Origin of the sequence: Streptomyces flavofungini (assembly GCF_041028215.1) — a bacterium.
Lineage (GTDB): Bacteria > Actinomycetota > Actinomycetes > Streptomycetales > Streptomycetaceae > Streptomyces > Streptomyces flavofungini_B.
The window spans coordinates 1-2,652 of the sequence record NZ_JASKYR010000919.1 but is presented as its reverse complement, the minus strand read 5'-3'; the positions used below and the strand labels follow the sequence as shown (position 1 = coordinate 2,652).

2 protein-coding genes are annotated in these 2,652 nt (G+C 76.8%); both read left to right on the top strand.

The features are described from left to right. A partial coding sequence (locus tag AB8Z36_RS36550; protein ID WP_369217694.1) for a LuxR C-terminal-related transcriptional regulator occupies nucleotides 1–1,372 on the top strand: 1,372 nt, incomplete at its 5' end. Nucleotides 1,373–1,460: 88 nt separating this feature from the next. Next, a partial coding sequence (locus tag AB8Z36_RS36545) for an RNA polymerase sigma factor (RefSeq protein WP_369217693.1) occupies nucleotides 1,461–2,652 on the top strand: 1,192 nt, incomplete at its 3' end.

Genomic DNA, 2,652 nt, shown 5'->3' with positions numbered 1-2,652 from the left:
GTACGACCCGGAGGCCGCCGGGGAGGCCCGGTTCTGCGCCATGGCGGCGGCCTGGGACCTCGGCGACGCCACGGCCTATCTCGCCGCGCTCGGCACTCCCCCGGCCCCCGGCGCCGCCGACCGGGGCGGTGCCGACGCCGACGCGCAGGCCGAGGAGTACCGGGCCGCGATGTCCGTCGTCATGCGCGGCCGGGTCGGCGCGGCGAGCCGCGGGCTGCGCAGGGTCGTCGACCACGGTGAGGGCGCCGACGAGCCCGAGCGGCTGCTGCGCGCCGGGGTCGCCGCGCTCGTGCTCGGGGACCTCGCCGCGGCCTCCCGCGTCAACGCCCGCGCACTGGCCGCCGCGCGCTCGCGGGGCACGGACATCCACGTGCCGCAGGCCCTGGAGTACCTGGCCTACGCCGAGCTGCGCGCCGGGCGGCACGCGCGGGCCCGTGCGCACGCCGAGGAGGGGCTGCGGGCCGCCGAGGCCGCCGGGCAGTGCAATGTCGCCGCCCAGCACCACGCGATCCTCGCCCTGGTGGCGTCGGTCGAGGGCGTGGACGACGAGGTCACCGCACGGGCGGCGGCCGCCGCGCGCATCGCGGGCAGGCACGGTCTCACCCAGGCCTCGACGCTGGCGCAGTGGGCGCTGGCCCGTCTCGACCTGAGCCGTGGCCGGGTGCCGGAGGCCGCCGCGCGGCTCGGCCCGGTGGTGCGGCCGGGACCGCGCCGCGGCCACTTCGCGGTACGGATGCTCGCCGTGCCCTGCTACGTGGAGGCGGCCGTCCTCGCCGGGGAGGGCGAGCGGGCGCGGCGGTGCGTGGCGGAGTTCGCCGAGTGGGCGGCCCAGCGGGCCGATCCGCAGGCCCCGGCGCTGCTCGCCCGCTGCCACGCGCTGCTCGCGGACCCCGGCGAAGGCGACGCCCTCTACGCGGCGGCGCTCGCCCGTCATGAGCTGGCGGGCGGCGACTTCGAGCACGCCCGCACCCAGCTCCTGTACGGCAAGTGGCTGCGCCGCAGGCGCCGCCCCGGCGAGGCCAGGGGCAGGCTGCTCGACGCGCTGGTCTCCTTCGAACGCTGCGGCGCGCGGGCCTGGGCCGAGCAGACGCTGGCCGAGCTGCGCGCCACCGGCGGTGCCGGGGCCGCCGCGGGGCAGCGCGCCGCCGAGCCGCGCGGGCGCCTGTCGAATCTGACCCCGCAGCAGCTCAGGATCGCCCGCTGTGTCGCGGAGGGCGCCACCAACCGCGAGGTGGCCCGCCGCCTCTCGGTGAGCCCGCGCACGGTCGACCACCACCTGCGGAACGTCTTCGCCCTGCTCGGGGTACGCTCGCGCGTCGAGCTGTCCCGGCTCGTGGCCCGGTGCGAGGAGCTTTCGGCCGCCGGCGATTAGACCATCCGGTTTCTGTTATCCGGGCGAGGGCGGCGCGTCTCCCCCACTGTCGGAGGAGACAGGTCCCCACACAGAAAGTGGACACAGCGTGAGCAGCGAACGCCAGGCCGCGATGGTCGGAGCGGCACAGGACGGGAACCAGCAGGCTCAGGACACCCTGGTGGCGGAGTACCTGCCGCTGGTCTACAACATCGTCGGACGGGCCCTGAACGGGCACGCGGACGTGGACGACGTGGTGCAGGAGACCATGATCCGGGTCCTGGGCGGGCTGGACGGTCTGCGCGACCCGGAGAACTTCCGGAGCTGGCTCGTGGCGATCACCATGAACCAGATACGCGGCCACTGGCGGGAGCGTGCCACGGGCGCGATACCCGGCGGCGGCGGTCTGGGCGACGGCTACGACGTCGTGGACCCGGGCGCGGACTTCGTGGACCTGACCATCACCCGGCTCGGCCTCTCGGGCCAGCGCAGGGAGACCGCGGAGGCCACCCGCTGGCTGGACGAGGACGACCGGGCCCTGCTGTCGCTGTGGTGGCTGGAGTCCGCGGGCGAGCTGACCCGGGCGGAGGTCGCCGAGGCGCTCGAACTGACCCCGCAGCACGCGGCGGTGCGGGTGCAGCGGATGAAGGCGCAGCTGGAGAGCAGCCGCGTGGTGGTCCGTGCCCTGGCGGCCGAGCCGCGGTGCGTGGGCCTCGGGCAGATAGCCGCCGGGTGGGACGGCGTGCCCTCCGCCCTCTGGCGCAAGCGTCTCGCGCGCCACGCCCGTGACTGCGCGGTCTGCACGGACCACTGGTCGAACCTGGTGCCCGCCGAGCGCCTCCTCGTGGCACTGGCGCTGGTGCCCGTGGGGGCCGCGCTGACCGGCGCGGTCACCCGCCCCGGCCTGGTCATGGTCGGTTCCGCCCAGGGCGCGCCCGGCGCCCCCGTCTCCGCGCGCGCCCTCGCCCGCCGCGCCCGCGCCAAGCGGCAGCGCAGGACGGCCGGGGTGGCCGCGGCGGTCGCCGCGCTCGTCGCCGGGGGCGCGGCGGTGCACCTGCTCACGGGCCCCGACACCGACGACAGCGGCAAGGCCACCGCCGCCGTCCCGGCCGATCCCACCGCCGAGCGGACCACACGGAGCGCCTCGCCCTCCCCCAAGCGCTCCGCGTCGCCCTCGGCGAAGCCGTCGCCGGGCAAGAGCAAGAGCGAGAGGAAGGCCAAGGAGAAGAGGGACGCGGAGAAGAACGAGCCCAGGGCGACGAAGAAGCCGAAGMCCTCCCCTGCGCCCACCAAGGCCGCGC